The following is a 22,582-nucleotide window of genomic DNA, read 5'->3' on the forward strand; positions in this document are numbered from 1 at the left end:
ATTTGTTTAACGAAGTGATGGTGTGACACCTCTTGGGGTGTGCCAATTTAGGATCATACATCCAAATGAGTGGAATCGGTTCGCGCTTAAGGCAAGAAAGAGAGCGACTTGGCCTGTCGCAGAAAGTTTTTGGAGAGATTGGAGGCGTTGAAGCGAACGCCCAAGGCAAATATGAAAGCGGTGGTCGTGCACCCAAGGCCGACTATTTGTCTCGCGTCGCCGAAAAAGGAGTGGATATCCTGTACGTATTGACCGGCAGCCCAACGCCGATCCAGCTGGATAACCTGAGCAAGATCGAAGAAAAAGTGCTGGGCAATTACCGAGCGATGTTCAAGGAAGACCAGGACGCAATCCGTCGCTTGACCAGTACCTTGGCTGAGCATTCATCCGTGGTGAACGGAAAAGCCAAGTCGCCCCCCCAGGAATCCTGACCTTTAGCCCAGGAAACAGGGCTGTTCGCCAGCCGGCGAACAGCCGCAGCACGTTTAATCTCTATATATATGACACTTGCAACTAGGTCTGCGCCTTGGTTTTTTGCTAAGGTGTTCAGCAACCTATAAGACCATATCGCGAGGTGTCTGCTTGATTAGGGTGCTAGTAGTCGATGACCATGATCTCGTTCGTACAGGCATTACACGAATGCTGGCTGACATCGACGGCCTGCAAGTAGTCGGCCAGGCGGAGTCGGGGGAGGAATCCCTGATCAAGGCCCGGGAGTTGAAGCCCGATGTGGTACTGATGGACGTCAAGATGCCTGGGATTGGCGGTCTTGGTGCCACGACCAAGTTATTGCGCAGCCATCCGGACATCAAGGTCGTGGTGGTCACGGTGTGCGAGGAAGACCCGTTTCCCACCCGTTTGCTGCAAGCCGGTGCCGCCGGCTACCTCACCAAGGGCGCAGGCCTGGCCGAGATGGTGCAAGCCATTCGCCTGGTATTTGCCGGCCAGCGTTACATCAGCCCGCAGATTGCCCAGCAATTGGCGATCAAGTCGTTCCAGCCTACCAGCGATTCGCCATTTGATGCGCTGTCGGAGCGGGAAATCCAGATCGCCCTGATGATCGTCGGTTGCCAGAAGGTGCAGACCATCTCTGACAAGCTGTGCCTGTCGCCCAAGACCGTCAATACCTACCGTTATCGTATCTTCGAGAAGCTTGCCATCAGCAGTGATGTCGAATTGACCCTGCTCGCAGTGCGCCACGGCATGGTGGACGCCAGCGCCTGACATGACCACACCGTTTGATCCGAGTGCCTTTCTCTCCACCTGCAGTGGCCGCCCCGGCGTGTACCGCATGTTCGACAGCGAGGCGCGCCTGCTTTACGTGGGCAAAGCCAAGAACCTGAAGAACCGTCTGGCGAGCTACTTTCGCAAGACCGGCCTTGCGCCGAAAACCGCCGCTTTGGTGGCGCGTATCGCCCAGGTCGAAACCACCATCACCGCCAATGAAACCGAGGCGCTGCTGCTTGAGCAGACGCTGATCAAGGAATGGCGGCCGCCCTACAACATCCTGCTGCGTGATGATAAATCCTACCCTTACGTGTTTTTATCGGATGGCAACTTTCCGCGCCTGAGCATTCACCGCGGGGCAAAAAAGCAAAAGGGCAAGTACTTCGGGCCTTACCCCAGCGCCGGGGCGATTCGTGAAAGCCTGAGCCTGCTGCAAAAAACCTTTTTTGTGCGTCAATGCGAAGACAGCTTCTACAAGAACCGCACCCGGCCGTGCCTGCAATACCAGATCAAGCGCTGCAAGGCGCCCTGCGTGGGCCTGGTGGAACCTTCGGAGTACGCCGAGGATGTGCGCCATTCGGTGATGTTCCTCGAAGGGCGCAGCAACGCACTCACCGACGAGCTGTCCGGGGCCATGGAGCAGGCCGCCAGCACCCTCGATTTCGAAAAGGCCGCCGAACTGCGCGACCAGATCTCCCTGTTGCGCCGTGTCCAGAACCAGCAAAGCATGGAAGGCGGCACCGGTGACGTCGACGTGATCGCCGCGTTCGTCAACCCGGGCGGCGCCTGTGTGCACCTGATCAGCGTGCGTGGCGGGCGGGTGCTGGGCAGCAAGAACTTTTTCCCGCAGACCGGTATCGACGAAGACGTGGCAGAGGTCATGGCCGCGTTCCTTGGCCAGTACTACGTCAGCAGCCCTGAGCGCGACCTGCCGTCTGAACTGATCGTCAACGTGGTGCACGAAGACTTCCCCACCTTGATCGAGGCCATCCACGAGCTGCGCGGCCGCGAGCTGGCCATCAGCCACCGCGTACGCGGCACCCGTGCCCGCTGGCAGCAACTGGCCGTCACCAACGCCGAACAGGCCCTGGGTGCACGCCTGGCCAATCGACAGCACGTCGCTGCACGCTTCGACGCCCTGGCCGAGGTCCTAAACCTGGACGAGCCGCCCCAGCGCCTGGAGTGCTACGACATCAGCCACTCCAGCGGTGAGGCCACGGTGGCCTCTTGCGTGGTATTCGGGCCGGAAGGGCCGATCAAGGCCGACTATCGGCGCTACAACATCGAAGGCGTTACCGCAGGCGATGACTACGCCGCCATGCACCAGGCGCTCACGCGGCGATTCAGCAAGTTGAAGGACGGGGAGGGCAAGTTGCCCGATATCCTGCTGGTAGACGGGGGCAAGGGCCAGTTATCCATGGCCCGTGACGTGCTCAACGAACTGGCGGTGCCCGACCTGATCCTGCTCGGTGTGGCCAAGGGCACCACGCGCAAGGCCGGTTTCGAGACGTTGTACTTGAATGATGCCGCCCATGAGTTCACGTTGAAGGGCGACTCACCCGCACTGCACCTGATTCAACAAATCCGCGACGAAGCGCACCGTTTCGCCATTACCGGCCACCGCGCCCGCCGTGGCAAAACCCGGCGAACCTCAACCCTGGAAGGGGTTGCGGGGGTTGGCCCGACGCGGCGTCGCGACTTGCTTAAACATTTTGGTGGCTTGCAGGAGCTCTCCCGTGCCAGCATTGACGAAATAGCCAAAGCACCCGGTATCAGTAAAAAGCTCGCTGAATTGATTTATGCCAATCTGCATAGCGAATAGAATGCCTTCTCACCTCGTAGCCAGTTGTGCCGATGAATATCCCTAATCTGATCACCGTTCTACGCGTCCTGCTTATCCCGATTTTCATTTTGTTGTTCTATTTGCCGTATGAATGGAGCTACGTCGCGTCCAGTTCGGTATTTGCCTTCGCAGCCGCCACCGACTGGCTCGACGGCTACTTGGCACGCCGCCTGGAACAGAGCACGCCCTTCGGCGCGTTCCTCGACCCCGTGGCCGACAAACTCATGGTGGCCGTCGCCCTGGTCCTGCTGGTGCAGGAACACGGCAACCTGTGGCTGACCCTGCCGGCCGCCGTGATCATCGGCCGCGAGATCGTCGTCTCGGCCCTGCGCGAATGGATGGCCGAAATCGGCGCCCGCGCCCACGTGGCCGTCTCCAACATGGGCAAATGGAAAACCGCCGCGCAGATGCTCGCGCTGGTGATCCTGCTGGCCAACCCGTCGGACTTCTCGTTCTGGGTGCTCACCGGCTACGCCTTGCTGCTGGTCGCGGCAGGCCTGACCCTGTGGTCCATGCTGCAATATCTGCGCGCGGCCTGGCCCCATCTGCGAACCACCGTTGAAAAGAAATAAAACTTTTTTGAATCAAGGGGTTGACGGGTGCTGAGGATTCTATAGAATGCGCATCACCAAGCGGGAATAGCTCAGTTGGTAGAGCACGACCTTGCCAAGGTCGGGGTCGCGAGTTCGAGTCTCGTTTCCCGCTCCAAGCATAAAAGAAAAAGCCACTCTAACGAGTGGCTTTTTTTTGCCTGTGATTTACGGAATAGACGCTAAGGCGTCTTTTTTTGAGTGCAAAACCGTGGGTGCTCAGTGTGATCCGGTAAGACTCAAATTCGTATTGCTCCTGGATTCGCTCAGTTCACCTGTCACCAAGCCTGCTACTGTTTATTCATCTTCCCGGCGCGCATCGACCTTTGGTCACGCGTCACTTCTGGTACCGATAATCCTGAGTCACGGTGGTTTCCAGGCGGTGGACTTGCCCCATCATGCGACAGCAGCAGCTCGCCTTCATCAGCTCAACCCCGACAACCTTCCTATCCTGGCAACTGCTTGAAAAGGCCTCGCTGCGTGATGCGCCCCCCAATGCTCACCCGAAGAAGCTATGAGACATGAGAATTGGACCCCATGAACGCGGTGTTTATACTCAGTGAACCCGCAGTGTGAAAGGGGCAAAAAACACATGGAGCTACACAAGGAGCAAGGAATGGTCTACGGCCAACGGAAAGAAACGCAAACGGGGCGACGATCAACGACTCTTCGCGCTGCCAGCGCGGAATGTTCCGGCGTGCGTCTGCGGGTAGTGCTGTCGGAGTGCAAGATCGCGCCAATGGATTTCGCGCTATTTCTGAAGATCAGCCCCCAGCGGCTGACCAATTGGTTTTCTCGTGGTATCCCACACTCGCAGCTCGATAAGATAGCCAGGCTGCTGAGCGTTAATGCACAGTGGCTGGAAACAGGGGATGGCGAGAAATTCCCGGCGAAAAGCGAGTAGCGAAGCCCTGCGCGAGCACATAGCAGAGAGCCCCCGGCAGGCGGGGGCTCAAGGTCTGATGGTTGATTGGGTTACGGCGTGACGGTTCGCAATATCAGGTGGGTCGCCGTAGCGGCGATGCTCTGCGCGCACATCCCCCCCAATCGCCGCAGATGTGCTGGCGCACATAAGGCAGCGGGTCGAGCAGATCCTGTCGGATCAGGGCGTTCACGCAGCGGGAGATGGTCAGGCCACCGAAGGGAAATCGGGGCTGGAGGTTGACGGAGGCGGGCATGGGGATATGCAGATCCTCCACGGCAATGGGGCTTCGTACTCTGGCAAGGTAGAACGTCTCGGCGGCGAGGTCGCGGTCACAATCACGCACGTAATGGCGTTGCCTATGAGGGCAGCAGGCATGCTCTATGGGTAGAAAAATCCATCGCGAGGGTGTTAGTGACGGGCTGCCGGCTAGATGTCCAACCCGCAGGTACGTCATCGTTTGCTGACCCATGGCGGTGTCACTTTTTATGGGGGAGGGTGTTCACCTCGCTGGTTTCCCTGACCGCAAACATCAGGCAGCGCACCGCTTCACGATCCTGCTCCGACAAGCAACGGTAGTAGTGGATCAGGCGCTCTTCCTCTCGGTTGAGCTGTCGGGGCCGCAGGGCTGTACCGATGGCGGTACGTAATGAGGGAAAAAACGAAGTATTTAGCATGATCCGAGTTCTTCATGAGATGAATGGAGACGTGGGCTTCTTGCCCAGAACAACTGAATACATAACGTTTATTGTAGAAAAGGGCTCGTCATTTTTCGTGACTGTTGGGTATTTCAGATGGGGCCGTCGGAGGTATTTGGAGAAGGTGTAGGAGTGATCTTTCAATGGAGGGTGAAAACACGCGATGAGGGGCCGCTACCGCGGATCGGGTCCTATGCAGAGCCTGAGAGGTTCCAGTGCTGGCTTTCGATCAGGTAGTCACGAGCGGTTTTCATTAAATGATTCAGAGGCACAGATCGTCGACTACGTGCGCTCAGCGTCAAGTAACAATGGGCTGCCTCACCTTGCGACTTAACCCCGGTGTCTTGCCCGTAATGCGTTTGAATGCGCGGCTGAAAGCGGCCTGGGATGTATAGCCCAAGCGCTGTGCTACCTCTTCGATCGGCAGCCTTTCCAGGGTCAGCCACTGGCTTGCAAGCCGCATTCGTAGTTCGGTGACATAGCGCAGCGGCGTCATGCCAATCGTCACCTGGAAGCGATCCGCGAAGGCTGAGCGTGAGGTATTGCATTGCTCTGCCAACTGGGCAACGGTCCAGTCGCGGCCCGGTTGTTGATGGAGCGCTAGCAGCGCACCGGCCAAGCGTGGATCGCGCAAGGCGGCGACCAGGCCAGAGGCATTACCGCAAGCGCACTCCACCCAGCCGCGAACGACCATGGCGGCCACCACGTCGGCCAACCGCGCGAGGATACCGGCGAAGCCCACACGTGCGGCGCTGACCTCGCGTTCCATGGTGGTCAGGATAGGCACCAGTCCAGGGTAGCGCTGGCCGCCGGCATCAATCAACATCAGGCCCGGCATCAGTTTGCCAAGGCCATGGATACTGCCCAGTTCAAACTCCATGCAACCACTGAACAAAATAGTGCTCGGCGTTGGGCTGGCATCGGTTGCGGTGTGCACCGCGCTCACGGTGTCACCGAGGGGGACGCTGTCTAGACCGTCGATGTCCTGAACAGGTGCGTCCGCATGGGAAGACAGTTGATGGGCCGCGCCATGGGAGATGAACACGGCGTTGCCGGCAGACAGCGCGTAGGTGGTGCCGTCCGCCATTCGCAGTACCGCATTGCCGACCGCCATGAAATGGAACCAGGCATGCCCAGTTTTTTCAGCGAAGCCCAAACCGAAAGTCGGACTCGTTTGTATACGCCGGTATTCGACGCCACGCAGGCGCATGCCGCGCAACAGCTCGTTGATGAGATCCGAGGAAAGAGCAAACTGTTCTGCAGGCATTGTTCAGGTGTTTTAGTCAAAAAGTAGAGGTTTTTGATCATAGATCATCCAGTTTCCGGCGCCTAGACTGCGGCTTGAAATGAAGACTGGAGATCCCTGCAATGACTGACTGTATATGTAGTGCCGTATCCAACCGCCATCCCGGCGCCTTCTCGGAGGCAGAGCCTGCGGCCCCCGCGTGGATGGCGGTCTTCTCGCTGGCAATGGGGGTGTTCGGATTACTGACCGCTGAGTACCTTCCGGCCAGTTTGTTAACACTGATGGCGACTGATCTGGGAGTGTCCGAAGCACTGGCTGGCCAGGCGGTAACGGTGACAGCAGTGGTAGCGCTGTTCGCCGGTTTGTTGGTGCCAGGCCTGACCCGCGGTATCGACCGACGTTGGGTGTTGCTGGGGTTTTCAACGCTGATGGTTGCCTCCAATCTTCTGGTCGCCGTTTCCTCCAGCTTCGCGGTGCTGTTGTTGATGCGCATCTTGCTGGGGATTGCCCTAGGCGGGTTCTGGAGCATGGCTGCGGCGGTGGCGATGCGCTTGGTGCCGAGTGCTTTGTTGCCTCGGGCGCTGTCGATCATTTTCAGCGGGATTGCCATCGGGACGGTCGTTGCCGTGCCGCTGGGCAGTTATCTGGGCGGGCTATACGGCTGGCGCAGCGCGTTCTTTGCAGCGGCGGCGGTCGGCATGGTGACCCTGGCGTTTCAGTCATTGACTTTACCGCGCCTCGCGCCGCGCCGGCCGGCACGTCTGCGCACCGTTTTCGAAGTGTTGCAGCGCCCGGGCATCGCCATGGGGATGTTCGGTTGTGTGCTGGTGCATAGCGGTCACTTTGCGATGTTCACCTATGTTCGGCCATTCCTGGAAGGCACTACCGGCATCGGCCCGCAAGGGCTGTCGCTGATGTTGCTGGGGTTCGGTGTGGCGAACTTCTTCGGCACGCTGTTGGCTGGCAGGCTGCTGGAGCACCACCCGCTGGCCACTCTGGTGTTAATGCCTGCGCTGGTCGGGGTTGCAGCACTGGCGTTGGTGCTGTTGCCACCCTCGTTGCCGGTGCAGGCAGTACTGCTGGCAATATGGGGCTTGGCCTTCGGCGGTGTGCCGGTGGCGTGGTCGAACTGGGTCGCCAGCGCGGTACCTGATCAGGCGGAAAGCGCCGGGGGCATGGTGGTGGCATCTGTGCAGTCCGCCATCGCCACGGGCGCCGCCGCTGGCGGAGCAGTGTTCAGCCTCGGTGGCAGCGCGGGCGTATTCATAGCGGCAGCGATGCTGATGCTGCTGGCTGCGTTGCTGATTGCGCTGCGTGTCCGGGTCCCTTCTGTCCATGGCGTTCGCGAGTCCACGCCCGCATTACACCTTTGATTCGGTTTTCCAAACCGCCTCGTTGCGCTTTGGGTGGATGTCACATTTGGCACCGATAATCCTGAGTCACGGTGGTTTCCAGGCGAAGCATAGGCGCCCCTGCGCGAGCGCATAGCAGAAAATATCCGCAAGGCGGTATCAAGGGCACCGCGGGATTGCCGTGTGGGATACTCCTTTGGGGCCCAACTCGGAGCCAGACTCCACTGAGTGCCTCAAAGCTCCCCGGTTAGAAATTGTGCCCGTCCATAACCAAAGCTCCAGTCCGCATCTGTATTGGTTACGATTGAAACCACCAGTTCGGAGGCGGCAATTCCACATTTCTCCCGCAGGCCTTTCGCTAGCAACTGATAGAACAAGACTTTGGATTCCTCAGTCCTAGGACGACTGATCACAGTGATCACCACTACATTGTCCGTTCGATCGATACCGAGCCCTGTATCTTTGACAATCAATCTACTTGGGCGATGTTCGTTGACGATTTGATACCGATCCCCTTCGGGTACTTGAAATGCCTCCACGACTGCACAGTGGGCAGCGTCGAGCAAGGTTTTTACTTGGTCATCAGAACGCCCATCTATAAGGTCGATTTTGATCAATGGCATGTCTTGATTCTCACTAGTCAAAGGTGCGTGCATTGCAGGAAGGATTCACACGATAAAGCTTTGGACTGTTCATAAAAAGGCCATATATTTAAATTCATTGTTTTCTTTTTAGAACAATTCACTTTCAAAAACGTTGGAAATTCATCGACTTAAGCCTCATGAATCACCCGCTCATTCTCAGCGGCATCGACGTCTACGACTGGCTTTGAGGCGCTGGCCTTCAACGGGCACAGCGCGCACCCCACCTCACTGGCTACATCCTTGTAGCCAGTGAGGTGGGGTGAGTTGCATCAGACGGGATATCTCGATGCTATCCACTACGGGTTTGTCATCGAATTCAAACCCGTTGTCTTACAGCCTCCGTTTACTTGAGCGTAACGTCGAGCATCGGCGGGATGTAGCCGTAGTCATACTCCGCGACTACGAACGTTTGCTGCCCTTTGATCTTGATACCCACCGTCGGTGCCTCGGTGCCGCCGATACGGATCTGCGTGCCGGTGTCGTCGGTCGGTACGCTGTCGATGAAGGAGGTCACCAGGCCGTTGGGCATGACGCAGTGCGAGTAGGTCTGGAACGGTTGGGAGGACGGGTTGCCCAGTACCAGGCCAGAGCCGTTCAACGGCACATACGGGCCGAATAGCGAATCGGCGACGAAACCGTACACCCCGTCTGGGCCGGTTACACCGTCGGCGTAGGTGAAGGTGTGGCTGATGGTGAACAGGTAGTACTTGCCGTCCTGGAACACGAAGTGCGGGCGTTCGGTCTGGTCGTTGACGCCGACCGCGGTCAGCAGCGGTGGCAGCATTTCCCAGTCGTCGCCGTCTTCGTCGCGGGCCACGGCGATCCCGACGCAGGCGGTCTGGAAGCGCGAGTTGCCGACGTCTTCATAGCCGGGTGGCACGTCGCCGATTTCGGCTTTACCGACCTTGTGCGAACCGCGCTCGCCGGCCACGTTGCCTTCGAACAGCATGTACAGCTTGCCGTCTTTCGGGTCGCGGAATGGCCATGGATCGCGAAAGCCCCAGAAGGCGTTTTGCGCTTCGGTCTGGTACATCTTGCCGTCCGCCTCGAACAGTGGCTTGACCTTCTCGAAGCCCACCAGGCTGACGCCGTGCTCGGTGGTCACCACGCGGCCACGCACCTTGACGATGGTCGCGCCGGGCGTGACGGCGGTGTAGTACAGGTCCACTTCGCCTTGTTCGTTCAGCAGGATCGGTGTGCCAGCCCATTCGCGCACGGTGGGCGAAACCCCTTCAGCCATTACCCGGCCGCCGAGTTTCCAGTCTTTGCCGGTGCGGGAAAACCAGTAGTACATCTTTGCCCGGCCATGGCGATCGTTCCAGTCGCGGATGACGTCGTAGTTACCATTCTGATCGAGGTATTGCGGGTCGTTCGGATGGCGATCCGCAGTGAGGGTGAAGATCACCGACCAGCCGTCAACGGAGGTGATGTTGCCGTCGATATCACGCAGCGGCATGGTGTCCCAGATAAAAACCTCGTCACTCAATACCGGGAAGTTCGCACTGACCAGCGGCTGGGTGGTGGTGGGGTCGTCCGCATGGACTTTGAGCGCATCGGCGCGGGTCCACAGGCTGGGTTGATGGGGTGTTTTGCCAAATTTCGAAGGGGTGCTTTTCATAGTAAGCCTCGTCCATGAAGGGATTCAAAATACTGTATTCATATACAGTTATTTGAATTTAGAGGACTCGCTGTTATGGGTCAAGGTTAAAAATGCATTTGTGCATAATTCGTGCTTTTGCCAAGGCTGATACGTTTCAGCTTGTCTTGTTTCAAGAGGTTCGTTCCTGAACGAATCGGCGAAGTTGTCCGCATGATGGCGGCAAACCAAGCGCCAGGCAGAAAGCCTAAAAATAATGAACCCTGCCTGCGCCTGCGCACCCAAAGTTACATAACCTGGAGGTGCATCATGCAAACCACTTACTTCTGGATAGGCCTGGCAGTGATCCTCGTACTGCTCGACGCGTGGATCATCAACAGCATCTGGCGCAGCGATAACGCCTCGGCCAGCAAGGCAGGCTGGAGTGCTGTCGTCGTGGTACTGCCGTTCCTGGGCGCCGCGATATGGGCGATTGCCGGCCCAAGGGGTGTCACCAAGGGGCCGTCTTCTCCCGAGCACAGCAAGGGCTGAGTCCGGGCCGCGCTATGAACAACCCAGACCCCGACGACTTACAGAGCCGCAACTACCCGGTACCGGAAGATATGGCCTTGCAGCGCAAGGTCTGGCGCTTTGAAAGGGTGGGTTGGTACGCGCTGCTGGTGCTGATGGGGCTGAGCCTGGCGGGCCTGTTTTCCAGCGGGCCGCTGAGCACTCGCGAAGTGCGCAGTGCCGATGGGCAGTTGCGCGTGGAGTACCAACGCTTTTTGCGCAATGGCGCCTCCGATGGGCTGGTGATTCATGTGCAAGGCAAGGCCCAAGAACCCCAGGAGGTAGAGTTGAGCGGTGAGCTGCTGCGCGGTTTCAATATCGAGATGCTCCAGCCGCAGCCGCTCAAGGCCAGGGCGGCCGGGGAGGGTGTAAGCGTCTGGATGCTGAGTGACAGCGCCGGCCAGGCCGTGTTGTACCTGACCTTGCGCAGCGACACGGTGGGCAGCGTGGATACCCAGGTGTCGCGACCAACAGGGGCGTCCGTGCGCTTCTCTCAGTTCATCTACCCTTGACCGTCAGCCCAAACCCTAACGGCGTGAGCGGCACAGTTTTTCGATCAAGGAGATCAACGAGTCATGGCCCACGGGTTTGCTGACATGCGCATTAAAGCCCGATTCAGTCGCCTTTTTCTGGTCATTGCCAGCGCCATAGCCCGTTAAGGCGATGGCGGGAGCCTGTCGAAGGTGGCTTACTTTGCGCAGCTTCTGCATCAGCTCATGGCCATTCATTTTAGGCATGCCGATGTCCGAAATAATCACGTCGTACTGGGCATCCCGGGCTGTTTCAAGTGCGCTTAACGGGTCGCTGAAGGCGCTCACTTGGGCGCCTTCCATTTCCAGCAGCATGTTCAGCACCTCAAGGACTTCGGCTGAATCATCGACCAGTAAAACCTTGAGGCCATTGAGGCGCTGATCTTCGTTCTGGGTAGCGCCGCTATCCAGCAGATGATCCTGCTGTTCGCACAGCGGCAACCAGATCGAAAAGGTGCAACCGAAGCCCAACCCTCGCGAATGCACGCTCACCGAACCGCCGTGGGCCTCCACCAGCTGCCGCACCAACGACAAGCCAATCCCCAGGCCTTCGCGCTGGTGAGTCTGGTGCTGGTTTTCCGCTTGCCCGAACAGGTCGAAGATTTCTTCCAGGCTTTCTTGGGCCAGGCCCGCGCCGCTGTCGATGACGTCCAGTTGCGCGCGCCCGTCCGAGCGGCTGACCACCAACTGCACCTGGCCGTCTTCGGGGGTGAATTTCAGGGCGTTGTTGACCAGGTTCCAGATCACTTGCTCGATGCGCGTGGGGTCTACGTCAACGATCAACGGGCCCGGCACCGAAGGTGTCTGAAGGCTGACCTGGCGACGATGACCGTCGGCAAGGACCACGCTGTGAATGTCCTTGAGGGTGCGAATCAGGTCGATCGGTTGCTTTTTCAGCTTCAGTTTGCCCGTGCGAACCCGGGCGACATCCAGCAGGTCGTCAATGATCCGCGCCTGGCTGGACACCGCTTCGCAGATAGTATTGACCGCCTTGATGGCCGGGCCCGCGACCTTGGTGGCTGGCAAGCGCCGCAACAGTTCGGCGTTCAGCTGGATCAGGTTCAACGGATGCTTGAGTTCGTGGGACATCACCGCGAAGAACTCATCCTTGAGATGGCTTTTGGTCTGGGTTTCCTTCAAGCGTTGATTCTGTTCGTCCTGGGTCCGTTTGTGGCCGGTAAGGTCGCGGGCAATCTTGACGTAGCCGCGCAAGCTGTCGCTCTTGAGCTGCGTTACCTCGCCACTGCAATAGAAACGGCTGCCATCCTTGCGCACATGCCAGCGTTCATCTTCGCCACGCCCATGTTCGCGGGCGGTGCGCAGTTCGCTCTCCGGCACGCCAGCGGAGCGGTCTTCCGGGGAGAAAATCAGGTCGTAGTAAGCGCCCAGCACCTCGTCCTTGGTGTAGCCGAAGATCAGTTCGGCACCGGTGTTCCAGTCGGTGATGGCGCCGTGGTCATCGAGGATGATGATGGCAAAGTCGTGGGTGCTCTCGGCAACCAGACGCATGCGCTCCTCGCCCAGGCGCAGTTCCTCTTCGGCCTGACGCCGCTTGGTGATATCAATGAAGGTCAGCACGGTGTCATCAATGTGGTCTTCACTGGAGCGGTAAGGCAGCAACCGCGCAATGTACCAGCGGTCGTCGTTGCTGCTGATTTCCCGCTCGATCAAGCTCAGGGACTCAAACACGGTGGCGGCGTCTTCGGTCATTTGCGGGTAATTGAGGCGGTGGGTGATGTCCAGCAATGAGCGTCCGGTGTCCACCGGCAACATACTGAAAATATCCGTGGCCCGTGGCGTGAACCAACGGATGCGCATGTTGCGGTCGACAAAGACCGTGGCGATGTCGGTGGACGCGATCAGGTTGGTCAGGTAGTCGTTGACCTTGTCCGTCTCTTCCACCTTGGTCTTGAGCTCGAAATTGACGGTCAGCAATTCTTCGTTGATCGACTGCAACTCTTCCTTGCTGGTTTCCAACTCCTCGGTGGCCGAGCGCAGTTCTTCGTTGACGGCCTGCATTTCTTCGTTGGAGGCCTTGAGTTCCTCGCTGGAGACTTCCGCCTGTTCGATGGTGTCCTGCAGGTGCAACTTGGTGCGTTGCAGCTCGCGCTCCAGGTTGCTCATGATCGCGTTTTCGGCCTGGCTGACGTTGTCGATGTCGGGCAGCTGTGGGTCGACGGCGGTTTCCTGGAAGATCACCAGCACGTAGTCGTTTTCGGTCGCTTCATCGCGGTAGGGGCGGGCGCTGATGTCCACCAGGAAGGGGCCTTGCTCGCGTTGGATGCGGATCTTGCGCGAAGACACCGGGCTATTCGATTGCTGGACCTGAAACAAGGTGGTGCGGATATCGAGGCGTAAATCGGGATGCACCAACGTCAGCAGGTTGTGCGTCACCTCGCCGGCCACGTAGCGCAGGAATCGACCTGCGCCTTCGCTCATGTGCAGGATATCGGCCTGCATATTCACGATAACGCTGGGCGGCGCGGCTTTTTCCAGAGCGCGCAGATGGATGTCCGCGAACGAGACCTTGCTGGGCGCCTTGGTTTCAATCGCCAGCGTCGTGGCGCTCGGGCGCAGGTAGCCGCCTCGCGGCATGGTCGGGGCGCGACGCACGGCGGACGAGCCGGCACGCACCCTGAAAATGCGGTTGCGCTTGTCCACCGGTACAAACAGGTCCAGGCAGCCGTCGGCCGACTCCGAGGAGCCGAGAAACAGGTAACCTCCGGGGCGCAACGCGAAGTGGAACATTTGCAGGATGTCGCGTTGCACTTCGCGGTCCAGGTAGATCAACAGGTTGCGGCACACGATCAGGTCGATCTGCGAAAACGGTGGGTCGGCCAACAGGCTGTGCTTGGCGAACAGTACCTTTTCGCGAATTTCCTTGCGCACCCGGTAGTGCTGGTTCTTCTCCTTGGCAAAGTACTGGCGCAACCGTTGAGGCGGTACGTCGGTGATGATCGCTTCGGGGTACACGCCGTTGCGGCCATGGGTAATGGCGCGCTCGTCAATATCGGTGGCAAACACCTGCATCTTCGCGCCGCTGGCATCCAGCGCCAGTTGCTCGGCCACCAGCATCGCCAGGCTGTAGGCCTCTTCGCCGGTGGAGCATCCTGCCGACCAGATGCGCACCTCCTCACGGTGCGGCACGCTGTCTTCCAGTGACTTCACCAGGTTGGGGATCACGTCCCGCTCAAGCGCTTCGAAGGCCTCGCGGTCGCGAAAGAAGTTGGTCACGCCAATCAGCATGTCGCCCAGCAAAGCCTTGGTTTCGTCCGGGTTGGCCTGGAGGAAGTTGTAATAGGTGGCGAGGTCGGGTTGGGCCGTGACCTGCAAGCGCCGCTCGATACGACGTAACACCGTGGCGCGCTTGTAATGCTTGAAGTCATGCCCGGTACTGGCGCGCAACTGGATCAGAATATCCAGCAACAGCTGCTCGGCCACGGCGGCATCGCGCTCGGTGCTGGGTGGGGTGGTCTTGATCTCAGGGTCGTTGGCGGTGGGCAGCACAATCGACTGGGCATTGCGCCACAGTTCCAGCAGCTTATGCGGCATTTCCACCACAGGCAGCACCAGGTCGACCATCTGGGTTTCGATGGCCGCCAGCGGCATGCCATCGTACTCGGCGTCTTCCGGCGCCTGTACCAGGGTGATACCGCCTTGCTCTTTGATGCGCGACAGCCCCACCGCACCGTCTGAGCCGGTACCAGACAGGATCAGGCAAAACGCGCGTTCTTTATGGGTGTCTGCCAGGTCGCGAAAAAACAGGTCGATGGCAATGTGCGATCCACCTTCGCGCACGGCAGGCGAGACCGCCAGGTAACCATCGTTCATCTTCAAGAGCTGCGCCGGGGAGATGACGTACACGTGATTCTTTTCGATGGGCGTGGCGTCATTGACCTGCGACACCGGCATGCGGGTCGTTTCCTGGATGATCTTGTCTGCCACGCTTTGATGGTCGGGCGAAAGATGCAGGATCACCACAAAGGCCATGCCGCAGTCTCTGGGCATGTGCTCGAAGAACGCTTTCACGGCTTGCAGCCCGCCCGCCGACGCGCCAATACCCACCACCGGGAAATTCAAGTTGCTGGGGGTCAGATCTTTGCGTTGCGGAACGTTGGGGGACCGCGGGGGGGCAGACTTCATAAATACCAACCTTGGATAACGGCGCACAGGAAGACGGGTGTAGAGGGAAGAACTTGAGCAACGAGGGCGAGGGCTGAACCGACAGTGAAATATAGCTGAAAACCTGCCGCCAACAAAAAATGCGTTTAGGCCACCCGGTCATTCGACCGACCACTTACACCCGGTTGAGGCGCGCAGCCTGCGGAAGGTTTAATCAAACTGACGAGTGGCCATCGTGGTTGCACGGTTATCCGATTTTCTGAAAATCCGTCTGAACTTCGCTTCCTGGCGAACCCTCGCAAAGAGAAACCCACCCAGGAGACGTTCTGATGAACAGCTATCCAAAACCACCCTTCAACGCCCAGCAACAGCCCGTACCCGGTGAGCAGCGCAAGATGGACCCGATGCCCGATTGCGGTGAGCAGTCGTACCAAGGCTCGGGGCGGCTCTCCAATAAAATCGCCTTGGTCACCGGGGCCGACAGCGGCATCGGACGGGCGGTGGCCATTGCCTTCGCACGTGAAGGCGCGGACGTGGCGGTGTCGTATCTGGATGAACATGAAGACGCCAAGGAGACCGCACGCTGGGTCGAGGCGGCGGGTCGTCAATGCCTGTTACTGCCCGGCGACCTGGGCGATGCGGCGCAGTGCACGGCCATCGTCAACGACACCGTGGAGAAGTTCGGCCGCATCGATGTGCTGGTCAACAACGCAGCGTTCCAGATGACCTATCAATCGCTGGAAGACATTCCCGACGAGGACTGGGTGAAAACCTTCAACGTCAACATCACCGCGATGTTTCGCATCTGCAAGGCCGCGCTGCCTCATATGGCCGAGGGCAGTTCGATCATCAACACCAGCTCGGTCAACTCCGATATGCCCAACCCCAGCCTGTTGCCCTATGCGGCCACCAAAGGCGCGATTGCCAACTTTACCGCCGGCCTGGCGCAGATGCTCGGCGAGCGTGGGATTCGCGTCAACAGCGTGGCACCCGGGCCTATCTGGACGCCGTTGATCGTCTCGACGATGACGCCGGACATGGTGAAAAACTTTGGCGGCAACACCCCATTGGGACGCCCAGGCCAGCCAGTGGAAGTGGCACCGATCTATGTGCTGCTAGCGTCGGATGAAGGCAGCTACATCTCCGGCGAACGCTACGGCGTGACGGGTGGCAAGCCGATACTTTGATCAGTGATTGAGGAGGGCGGTATGAGAGAAGCCTCGAAGCACCACGAACCGAATCCTTCTGAGCGCAAGGTGCGCCCGCCGGCGGCTAAGCGAAATGATAAATCGCAGGCGCCGGCAGGCGGGCAACAGGCACAGGAGCAAGGCGGTGTCGCCCCTGGAGGGCCTTCGACAGACCCTGAGTCAGGGGCGTGAACGCAAGGGGATATACACTCGGCCTGACATCCTGATGGGTTGTCAGGCCGCTATCGCAGGCAAGCCAGCTCCCACAGGCTGACGTTATTTCCGCTTGGAACGATGAATTCGCATCCACTCTCGATAAGCCACCGTACGCTGCGCATCCGCACGTTTCTTCGCCTCGGTAAAGCGCGCCCACGTATGCGCATCGCCGCTGTAGGACTCAATGATCTCGTACGCCAACGCATCCAATCGATCCGCTTCGAAAAACATCTCGGCATTTCGCGCGACTTCGTCGTCCCGCCTGTTTGTAGTTGTGTAACCAAGAGTCTGACTGTTCATCCTCTGAGGCCCTCCGCCCATTGAATCTGTGCCGCGCCACTCCAGCGCACCTGGGTAATGCCGTATTTCTCCGCCATCGGTTTGGACACACGCTTGAACGTGTGTTGCCCAAATTTGGGGATGACCGCCACACCAGCGTCACAACTGGCCCAATGCCAAGCCTCGGCATTGTCCATGCGCGGTGCGCGCACGATGAAGGACTTGGGCTCGCCATGCAGCTGGTACTCGATAGTGAAAAGGTCGTTGTGTTTCATGAGGCCTCCTTGATACTCATGAACTACAGATATTTGACGTCAAAAATAATTCAAATAAGTTGTCCGACAATTCGATGATTGGGCGCAGGGCGTGGACGAGACCTAATCGTCTACCGTAAAGGTGACCCATCCAGGCCCATCGGCCGGGCGTTGCAGCTCGGCGATGACCCCGCTGACAGAGGAGCCGTCGGGCAAATTGACGGTGATAAAGTTGGGATTGCCGGGCCAATCCATTGGCGTGTCAAAGTCCAAGCGCGCGATGGTCGGTTTACCGCTACTGGTCATTTGAATGTTTTTTGATTCGTTAAGGCGTTCATCTGAGGGTGTTCCAAGATGGCGCGAGGCAGTGATGACACTGGCAATACCTTGGTAGTCGTAAGACATGCTGGGTTACCTCATGTAAAGGGAACAACGAAGATCAAATGTGGGAGCGGGCTTGCTCGCGAAGACGTCCGTCCATTAAACATTGACGTGACTGATCCACCGCCTTCGCGAGCAAGCCCGCTCCCACAGAGGAGTTGCGCTTGACTGGCTGCTATTCGGGATTTGCCCCGTTTTCATTTGTGACGAGCCGAATATTTGCGCGCAACGACAACGCTGCCCACTAGCAGCGCTGCGCCTATTGCAACCATCCCATAGGGCGTACGGCGGGTTTGCCGCCAGCCGCCTTCGACACGACGTTCGCCGCATGCCGGGGTGTAGAGGTTGCCCGTAGAGGTCGCGGCGCGCTGGCTGCGCTCCAGGCCGAGGCGGGTGAGCCAACCGGATAACCGGGCAAAGCCGGGCAGCAAAAAATGCGCGACGCGGGCCACGGTGGCAGCGCTGCCTACCGTGGTGCTGTCCCTCGGTTGCAGCGCACAGGCCACCATCGCTTGCGCGACTTTATGTGGGTCGTAGACCGGTGGCGGTGGCGTCAACTCGTGGCCGGTAAAATTGCCGCCATCGCGAAAGCCCGGTGTGTCCATCACGGCGGGATAGATGTCGCACACATGAATATCCGGGTAGTCAGTCAGCTCGCCGCGCAGTGCCTCAGTCAGGCCGCGCAGGCCGTATTTACTGGCGGAGTAGGCGACGGCATAGGGCTGGGCTACCCAACTGCCCAGCGACAAGGTGTTGATCAGAGTGCCGCGGTGCTGGGCTTTGAAATAGGGCCACACCACGTGGGCGCCGCGCAGGTACCCGAGCAGGTCGGTTTGCAGCACCTGTTCGTGGGCTTCCAGGGGCGTGTCCTCGAAACTGCCGACGGCGCCTACTCCGGCGTTGTTGATCCAGATATCGATGCGGCCATTGCCGAAGGCCGCCGCTTGTTCGGCAAGGGCGCGCATCTGGTCGCCCTGGGTTACATCGGTTTTAACGGCGATGGCCTCGGCGCCACGCGCAGCGCATTCCTCGACGACCTCTTCCAAGGCTTTTTCATCTCGGGCCGCCAACACCAAGCGGGTACTTTGCTCGGCAAAGGCGTGAGCAGCCGCGCGACCAATGCCACTGGAGGCGCCGGTGATCACCACGGTCTTGCCGTGCAGTTTTCCCTTGGCCTGCATGACGCCAGGCGAATCCTCGGGCACGTGGACGGGCACCGGGTGCAGTTGCAGGCGGGTACCATCAGTCAGTATCAGGGTCAGGTTTTCGACGGTGCCAGCGACGCGGTTGGGAAACACCGGTTCGCCTGTGGCGTCGAGCTCATCATAAATAAACGTCTGGCCCTCAAGCCATCCGACGGCCGTCATCAGTTCAGGGCCCAGGTAGTACTTTCCGTCCAGGAAAAAACCGCTGAAGTTCGGTGTGCGCTCCAGGTTTTCCACGGCGTATCGCTCGCCAGGCCTCATTCCGGTTGCGGTATCAATCATCATGACATCCTCCTTTGGCTGGTCTTGGGTAGAGAAAGGCCCGCAAATGATCGTTCAATCCAAATGACTGAATGGCGGTGTCAATGTTGATGGGCCTTCAGGGTCGGGTCGGCGATCTGGATAACCGTGCCCTGGCGCCACGCGTCCGCCCCAGGGGCGATGGGCGGCGCGGGGATATCGGCGCGCGTCTTTTTCTTGTCGACACTGTCGATGCCCAGTCGTTTATCGCGTTCGGCGACCATACGCGGGTCAGCCTGGCCGTCTGCGGTAAACCCCATCATCAACTGAGGCACGCCTAACGGCAGGCGTTTATCCAGATCGGTATGCCAGGTGTGCCAGGTCTTGCCGTAGGTGTGCACCAGCTTCTCCATCAGCGCATGTTCCGCCGCCTCAGGAATGCCCGGCGCGACCAGTTGCCCTGACTTCACTTCATGCACATGGCTATGCCACAACGCCTTTTCAGGCGCGGGCAGCGTGTTGAACTGCGCCTCGCTGATGATGTACTCCACGCCCATCAACTTGGCATCCTTGCGGTTGCCGTCGTAGATCACACACTGGATGACCTCCTCGTTGAGGATTGCGCAGTAGTGATGGGCTTCCATTTGCACATCGGGATGGCCGTTGTAGAAGTGAAAACCGTCCAGGTAGGCGTTCAGGGCATCAATCGGTGGGCGTGATTGCAGCAGGGCGGCGCCGGCTTCCAGCGTTCGGGTCGAAGGTGTTGTCGGCTTCCCAGGTGCCTCGACATTCGAAGGTGAGTTGTTGCCAGCGCAGGCGCTGAGCAGGGCCAGCGTCACTGCTGCGGCCAGGGATTGGGTCACTTGATGGATGGGGTTGTCAGTCATGGTCGGCTGCCTCCTGTTGCCGGTGTGTTCATGCGCGATGATCAAAGCCAGGTTTGATCCTGTTCTCGTTGGAAAGACGCGCGTACGGGGCGTTCAAAATGCTTTGAGTTGAACACTCACTCATTCATCAGGTCGTTTTTTATAGAGGCGCTGACAGCGCAATTGCTTACCTGCCAGTGAGGTGTTCATCCCATGCACAAGACTGAAAATCCAGCGTCGACGCTGCTTACCCAATTGCTCCGGGCACGCGGGCCGGGCGGTCAGGAGGACGAGGTGCGCGCCATTTGCCTGGAAAGCCTGACGCCGTTGTGCGATGAGGCCTGGGTCGATCCGGCGGGTAATGTGGTGGGTTTGATCAAGGGCAAGCACAGCGATGCCGAGCCTGCCGGTGCTGTTAAAGTCATGGCGCATATGGATGAGATCGCCATGGTGGTTAAACGCGTCGAGGCGGATGGCACGTTGCGGGTGACGGCGCTGGGTGGGGCCAACCCGGTCAACTTTGGCGTGTGCCCGGTGGATATCCTGGGGGACGCACGCATCCTTCCTGGCGTGCTGTCCTTTGGCTCGATGCACGCCACCAGTAATACGGCACAAGGGGCTGATGTGCTCTCGGGCGATGTGCACTGGAACGACGTTCATGTGATCACGCGATGCACTGCCCAGGCATTACGCGAGCACGGCATTCGGCCCGGAAGCCGTGTGGTGCTGAGCCGTCATTGGCGTGAGCCCTTCCAAGTGGGCGATGCCATTGCCGCGCATTTTCTGGATGACCGCGCCCCGATTGCTGCCGTTCTGCATACGGCCCAGCTGCTGGCTTCGCGCCGGGAGGCGTTGGCCAGGGATGTCTATCTGGTATTCACCACGCTCGAAGAGGAGTGCAATGCCGGGGCAATGTATGCCGCGTCGACGCTACCAGGCGACACCACCATCGCGGTGGAGGTGGGGCCGGTGATGCAGGAATACGGCACGCGCCTGGCCGTCGACCCGATCATCAATACGGGGGACCAGAAAGGCTATTACACCCGGGCGGTGGTCAACGACCTGGCGGCTGCCGCAGAGCGCTGCGGCTACAGCCCCCAATATGCGCTGTTGGTGGATTTCGCTTCGGATGCCAGTGCGGTCATGAGTAACGGGACCTGCGCCCGCGCCGGCTGCCTGGCCATTCCAACGGAAAATACCCATGGTTATGAATTGATTGTGGATGGGGCGGTGCAGGCCTGTGCCGCGACATTGGCCGAGTACCTTGCAACCTGATAGACGGGGCAAGGTACGCTGACCGGTGTGGGGCTCAGATCGGGCCGCTTGAAGAATCCGCCTCCTGCCTGATGTCATCGGCCGCGTTGGGTTGCCCCAGCTTGCTGTATTGCTCACGCAGTTTCTGTAGCTCTCGCGACCCGAGCTTATCCAGGCTCAACGCCGCATTGTGAGCTTCTTTGGTGGCACGAATCAGCTCGTCCAGTTTCAGATGAAGAATATCGTTGTCGCGGTTCTGGGTATTCTGGATCAGGAACACCATCAGGAAGGTGATGATGGTGGTGGAGGTGTTGATGATTAACTGCCAGGTGTCGTTGTATTGAAAATAAGGCCCGGTGAGCGCCCAAACAGCAATCAAGCTGACGGCCGTCAGAAAGGTTTTTGAGCTGCCCGCCTGGTTGGAGAGTTTTTGGCAGAATTTCGCGAACTTCATGGTGCTGTCTCCTGGGGGATGTTCCTCTGTAGACCCCAGCAGATTTTCGAAATTCTTTTTTACAAATCGATTTTTTTTGACAAAAATCAATCAGCAACACCCCTCTGCACAGGAGCGTTCAGCATGTCGGTCGCTGCTTCTATCGTTGAATACCTCAAGCACCATCAATTGGTCATCACGACGGCGGAGTCGTGTACCGCAGGCAAGATCATCACCTTGCTTTCCCAGGTCGACGGCAGCGGTTCATGGATCGAAAGCGGGTACGTGGTGTATTCGCCAGAGGCGAAACAGCGGCTGTTAAACGTACGCCCTTACACCATCGAAACGTTCAACCTCACCAGTTGTGAGGTCGCCCAGGAAATGGCCCAAGGCGCGCTGCGCGACAGCCCCGCCGATGTGGCGGTCGCCACCACTGGCCTGCTGGGGCCGGATGGGATGGACGGCATTCCCCCAGGCACTGTCTGTTTTGCCTGGGCTTATCGAAACGGCGGGGCTCTGAGTGTGTTCAGTCGCAAGGAACGTTTTATGGGCTCTCGTGAGCAGGTGCAGTTGGCCGCGTCTCTTCACGCGTTGAAATGGCTGCCGCATTTTCACCAGCGGGCGTTGGCGGGTGAACGCGCCTAATGCTGCCAAGTGCGCGCGTTTACGGCTGCGGTTCGATGTCCAGCAGCAAGTCGCCGTTGGTCAAGGATTCAGCCGCCTGCACCACACCACGATAGGCCTGACCGTTCCATTCAAAGCTAATCCAGTGGGCCTTCAGCAATTGCGCGGGCCATGGCGGCGCAAGCCGCAACTGCACACCGGGCGCAGCGCGCACAAGCTGCGCCATGCACTCGCTGGCGAGCGTGTTCACACCGAACAGCGTGTCTTGCAGGTATTCAATGTTAACCGGTTGCAGCGTTGCGTCAGTAGCGTCTGGCATATCT

The 22,582-nt window shown here is 59.0% G+C and carries 23 protein-coding genes and 1 tRNA gene; 12 read left to right on the plus strand and 12 right to left on the minus strand.

Going from position 1 to position 22,582, the window contains the following annotated elements; genetic code table 11:
• Positions 1-65 precede the first annotated feature (65 nt).
• From HBO10_RS26665 to HBO10_RS26690, 6 genes are all read left to right on the plus strand, one after another.
• Positions 66-431 carry a helix-turn-helix transcriptional regulator gene (locus HBO10_RS26665; protein WP_003190384.1) on the plus strand — a complete coding sequence of 122 codons (366 nt, stop codon included), beginning with the start codon at positions 66-68 and terminating at the stop codon, positions 429-431.
• A 151-nt stretch (positions 432-582) separates the two neighbouring features.
• Positions 583-1,224 carry a UvrY/SirA/GacA family response regulator transcription factor gene (gene uvrY / locus HBO10_RS26670; RefSeq protein WP_003190387.1) on the plus strand — a complete coding sequence of 214 codons (642 nt, stop codon included), beginning with the start codon at positions 583-585 and terminating at the stop codon, positions 1,222-1,224.
• A 1-nt stretch (position 1,225) separates the two neighbouring features.
• Complete coding sequence (uvrC, locus tag HBO10_RS26675; protein WP_169922163.1) at positions 1,226-3,049, plus strand: excinuclease ABC subunit UvrC; 1,824 nt, start codon at positions 1,226-1,228, stop codon at positions 3,047-3,049.
• A 32-nt stretch (positions 3,050-3,081) separates the two neighbouring features.
• Positions 3,082-3,642, plus strand: a complete 561-nt coding sequence (gene pgsA, locus HBO10_RS26680; protein WP_003190391.1) for a CDP-diacylglycerol--glycerol-3-phosphate 3-phosphatidyltransferase — start codon at positions 3,082-3,084, stop codon at positions 3,640-3,642.
• Between the two features lie 60 nt (positions 3,643-3,702).
• A tRNA-Gly gene (locus tag HBO10_RS26685) sits at positions 3,703-3,778 on the plus strand.
• A gap of 498 nt (positions 3,779-4,276) precedes the next feature.
• On the plus strand, positions 4,277-4,564 hold the full coding sequence (locus tag HBO10_RS26690) for a hypothetical protein (protein ID WP_052199959.1): 288 nt from the start codon (positions 4,277-4,279) through the stop codon (positions 4,562-4,564).
• A 497-nt stretch (positions 4,565-5,061) separates the two neighbouring features.
• Here HBO10_RS26690 and HBO10_RS26695 read toward each other — a convergent pair whose 3' ends face one another.
• Positions 5,062-5,259 carry a hypothetical protein gene (locus tag HBO10_RS26695; protein WP_034127086.1) on the minus strand — a complete coding sequence of 66 codons (198 nt, stop codon included), beginning with the start codon at positions 5,257-5,259 and terminating at the stop codon, positions 5,062-5,064.
• Positions 5,260-5,578: 319 nt separating this feature from the next.
• Positions 5,579-6,547: an AraC family transcriptional regulator gene (locus HBO10_RS26700; protein ID WP_034127087.1), complete on the minus strand. Its 969-nt coding sequence runs from the start codon at positions 6,545-6,547 to the stop codon at positions 5,579-5,581.
• Positions 6,548-6,648: 101 nt separating this feature from the next.
• Between HBO10_RS26700 and HBO10_RS26705 the strand changes: the two genes are divergently transcribed.
• Entirely contained in the window at positions 6,649-7,899 is a 1,251-nt protein-coding gene (locus tag HBO10_RS26705; protein ID WP_034127088.1) for an MFS transporter, read from the plus strand.
• A gap of 212 nt (positions 7,900-8,111) precedes the next feature.
• Here the strand turns inward: HBO10_RS26705 and HBO10_RS26710 are convergent, their stop codons facing one another.
• Positions 8,112-8,501, minus strand: a complete 390-nt coding sequence (locus HBO10_RS26710; protein WP_034127089.1) for a tautomerase family protein — start codon at positions 8,499-8,501, stop codon at positions 8,112-8,114.
• A 364-nt stretch (positions 8,502-8,865) separates the two neighbouring features.
• Positions 8,866-10,140, minus strand: coding sequence for a glycoside hydrolase family 68 protein (locus HBO10_RS26715; RefSeq protein WP_034127090.1), 1,275 nt, complete (start codon positions 10,138-10,140; stop codon positions 8,866-8,868).
• 288 nt (positions 10,141-10,428) lie between these two features.
• Between HBO10_RS26715 and HBO10_RS26720 the strand changes: the two genes are divergently transcribed.
• Together HBO10_RS26720 and HBO10_RS26725 are read left to right on the plus strand one after the other, a co-directional pair.
• Positions 10,429-10,650, plus strand: a complete 222-nt coding sequence (locus HBO10_RS26720) for a PLD nuclease N-terminal domain-containing protein (protein WP_003190416.1) — start codon at positions 10,429-10,431, stop codon at positions 10,648-10,650.
• Between the two features lie 14 nt (positions 10,651-10,664).
• Complete coding sequence (locus HBO10_RS26725) at positions 10,665-11,180, plus strand: hypothetical protein (protein WP_034127091.1); 516 nt, start codon at positions 10,665-10,667, stop codon at positions 11,178-11,180.
• A 15-nt stretch (positions 11,181-11,195) separates the two neighbouring features.
• On the opposite strand, the gene HBO10_RS26730 is transcribed toward HBO10_RS26725, so the two are convergent.
• Positions 11,196-15,341 carry a CheR family methyltransferase gene (locus HBO10_RS26730; protein ID WP_169922164.1) on the minus strand — a complete coding sequence of 1,382 codons (4,146 nt, stop codon included), beginning with the start codon at positions 15,339-15,341 and terminating at the stop codon, positions 11,196-11,198.
• Between the two features lie 308 nt (positions 15,342-15,649).
• Between HBO10_RS26730 and HBO10_RS26735 the strand changes: the two genes are divergently transcribed.
• Positions 15,650-16,507, plus strand: coding sequence for an SDR family oxidoreductase (locus tag HBO10_RS26735; RefSeq protein WP_034127093.1), 858 nt, complete (start codon positions 15,650-15,652; stop codon positions 16,505-16,507).
• A gap of 276 nt (positions 16,508-16,783) precedes the next feature.
• On the opposite strand, the gene HBO10_RS26740 is transcribed toward HBO10_RS26735, so the two are convergent.
• The 5 genes from HBO10_RS26740 to HBO10_RS26760 form a co-directional block, all read right to left on the minus strand.
• Positions 16,784-17,023 carry a hypothetical protein gene (locus HBO10_RS26740; RefSeq protein WP_034127094.1) on the minus strand — a complete coding sequence of 80 codons (240 nt, stop codon included), beginning with the start codon at positions 17,021-17,023 and terminating at the stop codon, positions 16,784-16,786.
• Positions 17,020-17,277 (minus strand): DUF6555 family protein, encoded by a 258-nt coding sequence (locus HBO10_RS26745; RefSeq protein ID WP_003190423.1) that lies wholly within the window; start codon positions 17,275-17,277, stop codon positions 17,020-17,022. The genes HBO10_RS26740 and HBO10_RS26745 overlap by 4 nt, the downstream gene beginning before the upstream one ends.
• Positions 17,278-17,379: 102 nt before the next feature.
• Complete coding sequence (locus HBO10_RS26750) at positions 17,380-17,661, minus strand: hypothetical protein (protein ID WP_020303208.1); 282 nt, start codon at positions 17,659-17,661, stop codon at positions 17,380-17,382.
• 173 nt (positions 17,662-17,834) lie between these two features.
• Positions 17,835-19,124, minus strand: coding sequence for an SDR family oxidoreductase (locus HBO10_RS26755; RefSeq protein ID WP_034127265.1), 1,290 nt, complete (start codon positions 19,122-19,124; stop codon positions 17,835-17,837).
• Between the two features lie 80 nt (positions 19,125-19,204).
• A complete protein-coding gene (locus HBO10_RS26760) occupies positions 19,205-19,969 on the minus strand; it encodes an OBAP family protein (RefSeq protein ID WP_034127095.1) in 765 nt (254 codons plus the stop codon).
• Between the two features lie 192 nt (positions 19,970-20,161).
• On the opposite strand from HBO10_RS26760, the gene HBO10_RS26765 reads away from it, so the two are divergent.
• Entirely contained in the window at positions 20,162-21,223 is a 1,062-nt protein-coding gene (locus tag HBO10_RS26765) for a M28 family peptidase (protein ID WP_034127096.1), read from the plus strand.
• A gap of 34 nt (positions 21,224-21,257) precedes the next feature.
• Here HBO10_RS26765 and HBO10_RS26770 read toward each other — a convergent pair whose 3' ends face one another.
• Positions 21,258-21,656, minus strand: a complete 399-nt coding sequence (locus tag HBO10_RS26770) for a low affinity iron permease family protein (RefSeq protein ID WP_034127097.1) — start codon at positions 21,654-21,656, stop codon at positions 21,258-21,260.
• A 123-nt stretch (positions 21,657-21,779) separates the two neighbouring features.
• Between HBO10_RS26770 and HBO10_RS26775 the strand changes: the two genes are divergently transcribed.
• Positions 21,780-22,280, plus strand: coding sequence for a CinA family protein (locus tag HBO10_RS26775; protein WP_034127098.1), 501 nt, complete (start codon positions 21,780-21,782; stop codon positions 22,278-22,280).
• Between the two features lie 19 nt (positions 22,281-22,299).
• On the opposite strand, the gene HBO10_RS26780 is transcribed toward HBO10_RS26775, so the two are convergent.
• Positions 22,300-22,578, minus strand: a complete 279-nt coding sequence (locus tag HBO10_RS26780) for a hypothetical protein (protein ID WP_034127099.1) — start codon at positions 22,576-22,578, stop codon at positions 22,300-22,302.
• Positions 22,579-22,582 lie beyond the last annotated feature (4 nt).

The organism is Pseudomonas sp. WS 5503 (assembly GCF_012985385.1).
GTDB lineage: Bacteria > Pseudomonadota > Gammaproteobacteria > Pseudomonadales > Pseudomonadaceae > Aquipseudomonas > Aquipseudomonas paracarnis.